Genomic DNA, 3,150 nt, shown 5'->3' with positions numbered 1-3,150 from the left:
GTTGCTGAGTTGTAGAGTTGCTGAGTTGTAGAGTTGCTGAGTTGTAGAGTTGCTGAGTTGTAGAGTTGCTGAGTTGTAGAGTTGCTGAGTTGCTGAGTTGTAGAGTTGCTGAGTTTGTTTGTAAGTTATTGATTTTCAATGTATTCTAATGTAAAAATCAATTTTATCATTTTTAGTTTCAATAGATTACTTTCCGTTTATTTAAAAATTTTGATTTCTCTTTCTCGTTTTTGTTTTTTTAACAGATTATAAAACAGAAAAAATTCAATAACGATTATAGCCTTCCTCTTAGCAACTCTCTAACTCAGTAACTCTCTAACTCTTAAAAAGGCAAATCGTCGGCTTCAGGCATCGGGGGGATATCTTCTACACGATATTCCGGTACGGGAATATTTGCCGGATTCTGGGGGGCTACTTTTTCAATCCGCCAGCCTTCGAGATTGGTAAAATAAGATACTTGTCCTTTATTTTCCCATTTTCTGCCCCGGATATTGAAATATACTTTAATATTTTCGTTTAAATCGATATTTTCGAGCAGGTCACACCGATCTTGTATCAATTGTACTTTTACGAAGTCATTCCATTGTGAGTTTTTTTCGTTCTCTACTTCGATGACAAATTCCCTTTTTTGGAACCGGTCACTGATGTGTTGGGTTTCTTCTTTGAAAATCAGTTTCCCGACTATTTCGTAATTCATGTATGTGGAGTTTTTTTGATTTAGCTAATTAAAAAGTGAAACCCGGGGGTATTACCTCGGGTTCACATTGAAGTTCCCTATAGGGAGATTATTTTTGATCAGCTTCTTTAGCGTCCGGTGTAACGATGTCTAACAGTTCGACTTCGAAAATCAGGGTTTCGTTCGGTCCGATGGAGCCGTTTCCTCTTGGGCCGTAAGCCTGATCCGACGGGATAAAGATTTCCCATTTCGATCCGACAGGCATTTGTTGTAAAGCAGTCGTCCATCCCGGGATTACCCGATTCAAAGGAAATTCTACCGGTTCGCCTCTTTTGATAGAAGAATCGAATTCAGTTCCGTCGATCAAGGTGCCTCTGTAATGTACTTTGACCATATCGGTAGCTGCCGGTTTTGCACCTTCTCCTTTTTTGATGATCTTGTATTGGATACCGTTAGCTAAAGTATCTACGCCAGATTTCTTTGCATTTTCTTCCAGGAATTTCTTTCCTTTTTCTGCATTTTCCGTTGCTTTTTTCATAGCCACTTCCTGCATGAATCCGTTCAGGAACATTTGGATTTCGCGTGGGTCTTTTCCCACTTCTTTTTTGGCTATAGCTGAATTCAAACCGGCGATCAAAGCTTCGCGGTTAACCTCGGAGAAACCCATTTGTTGCAGGCCTGAGCCGTACATGTAACCGATATAAAAACTGGCTGAGTCGGCCGTTGTTTTCAAAGAAGCAGAAGTTTGTGTCATGGAACCGCTGTTGTTACAGCTGATAGCCATTGCACCTACTGCCAGAGTAAGTAGTAAATTTTTAGCTTTCATGTTTTGAATTTTATTGAATTAAATTTTAATGTTTTAGATAATAGCCAACAGTTCGACATCGAAAATCAGGGTTTGGTTCGGTCCGATCGACTGACCTGCGCCGTGTGTGCCATAAGCCAGTTCGGAAGGAATATAAAGTTGCCATTTCGATCCTACAGGCATCAATTGCAGGGCTTCTACCCAACCGGCGATCACTCCGCTTACCGGGAATTCTGCCGGTTCGTTTCTGCGGATAGATGAATCGAAAACAGTACCATTGATCAGACGACCTTCATAATGACACTTTACCGTATCCGAAGCTTTGGGTTTTGGGCCATTGCCAGCAGTCAGGATTTTATATTGTAATCCGCTCGGAAGTGCAACTACGCCTTCTTTTTTCTTGTTTTCTGCCAGGAACTTTTCGCCTTCAGCTTTTGCCTCTTTTCCTTTTGCTTGCTGGAGTTTGTCGAAATAATCCTGTAAGATATTATTGGCTTCATCCGGCATGATTTCCGGCATCTTACCACTGAATACGACATTCAGACCGTCGATAAATGCTTCTGCATTGATCGTGGTTACTCCGGAAGAAATCAAATTGCTGGCAATGCTAAGTCCTAAGCTGTAGCTGACTTTGTCAAGTTCGTCTGTGTATTTCATTCTTTATCTATTAATTATTAATCGCGCAAAGATACACTAAAATGGTAAAAAGTAAAAAGTTAAGACTAAAAAGTGTTTGAATAAACACTTGTCTGTTTTACGTAAACTCTTTCTCCTCTGTTTCCCTTTTCCCCTCGATTCTTTTATTTCCCCCCCTTTTTTCCCTTTTCCCTTATACTTTTTCCCTTTAGCTTTTAGCTTTTAGCTTATAGCCTCTAGCTTTTAGCTTATAGCCTCTAGCTTTTAGCTTATAGCCTCTAGCTTTTAGCTTATAGCCTTTAGCCTTTTATCTGTCCATCGCTCAAGCAAATCTTCGAATCTGCCATCTCCGCCAGTTCCGTATCGTGAGTGACGATAACAAAAGTTTGTCCTAACTCGTCGCGTAAGGAGAAAAATAATTGGTGCAGTTCGTTTTTAGTATGTGTATCCAGATTACCCGAAGGTTCGTCGGCCAGGACCACTTTTGGGGAATTGATCAGGGCTCTGGCGACGGATACCCGTTGTTGTTCTCCTCCCGAAAGTTCTGACGGTTTATGAGAGATCCGGTCTTGCAATCCCATTAATTCCAGCAGTCCGAGTGCTTTTTTTTCGGCCTCTTTCCGGGGGACTCCCTTGATCCAGGCTGGCATACATACGTTCTCCAAAGCAGTGAATTCCGGTAGCAAATGGTGAAACTGGAAAACAAAACCGATATTGTTATTTCGGAAATTTGCTAATTTATTGGCCGAATAGTGAGCGACGTTGTCCTGTTCATACCATACCTCTCCTTCATCCGGGTAGTCTAAGGTGCCTATAATGTGCAGCAAAGTACTTTTCCCGGCTCCACTAGCCCCGACGATCGTCACAATTTGTTTTTCGGGAATGATCAGATCGATGCCTTTTAAAACCTGTAGTGTTCCGTAACTTTTTTTGATATTTTTGACCTCAATCATCCAATTTCTTTTAATTTTCGCTGTAAAGATAGGGAATAAAGTCAAAATAATATTTAATTTCGTGTGGAAAACGTCCCATT

The 3,150-nt window shown here is 40.9% G+C and carries 4 protein-coding genes; all 4 read right to left on the bottom strand.

The features are described from left to right. Positions 1 to 322 precede the first annotated feature (322 nt). Positions 323 to 697: a DUF3127 domain-containing protein gene (locus AC5RDS_RS00020; protein WP_013613664.1), complete on the bottom strand. Its 375-nt coding sequence runs from the start codon at positions 695 to 697 to the stop codon at positions 323 to 325. A gap of 88 nt (positions 698 to 785) precedes the next feature. Next, complete coding sequence (gene bamJ, locus AC5RDS_RS00015) at positions 786 to 1,502, bottom strand: BamJ family beta-barrel-assembly machinery protein (protein WP_013613665.1); 717 nt, start codon at positions 1,500 to 1,502, stop codon at positions 786 to 788. Positions 1,503 to 1,535: 33 nt separating this feature from the next. Further along, a complete protein-coding gene (gene bamJ / locus AC5RDS_RS00010) occupies positions 1,536 to 2,138 on the bottom strand; it encodes a BamJ family beta-barrel-assembly machinery protein (protein ID WP_013613666.1) in 603 nt (200 codons plus the stop codon). Positions 2,139 to 2,416: 278 nt separating this feature from the next. Further along, positions 2,417 to 3,070, bottom strand: coding sequence for an ABC transporter ATP-binding protein (locus AC5RDS_RS00005; protein ID WP_013613667.1), 654 nt, complete (start codon positions 3,068 to 3,070; stop codon positions 2,417 to 2,419). Between the last annotated feature and the right edge of the window lie 80 nt (positions 3,071 to 3,150).

This window comes from Odoribacter sp., assembly GCF_985060555.1.
Note: the sequence above shows the minus strand (reverse complement) of the source record. Positions and strands in the feature narration are given on the sequence as shown.

Coding starts and splice junctions, on each gene's coding strand:
- AC5RDS_RS00020 (WP_013613664.1), bottom strand. CDS start 697: ATGAATTACGAAATAGTCGGGAAACTGATTTTCAAAGAAGAAACCCAA.
- bamJ (WP_013613665.1), bottom strand. CDS start 1,502: ATGAAAGCTAAAAATTTACTACTTACTCTGGCAGTAGGTGCAATGGCT.
- bamJ (WP_013613666.1), bottom strand. CDS start 2,138: ATGAAATACACAGACGAACTTGACAAAGTCAGCTACAGCTTAGGACTT.
- AC5RDS_RS00005 (WP_013613667.1), bottom strand. CDS start 3,070: ATGATTGAGGTCAAAAATATCAAAAAAAGTTACGGAACACTACAGGTT.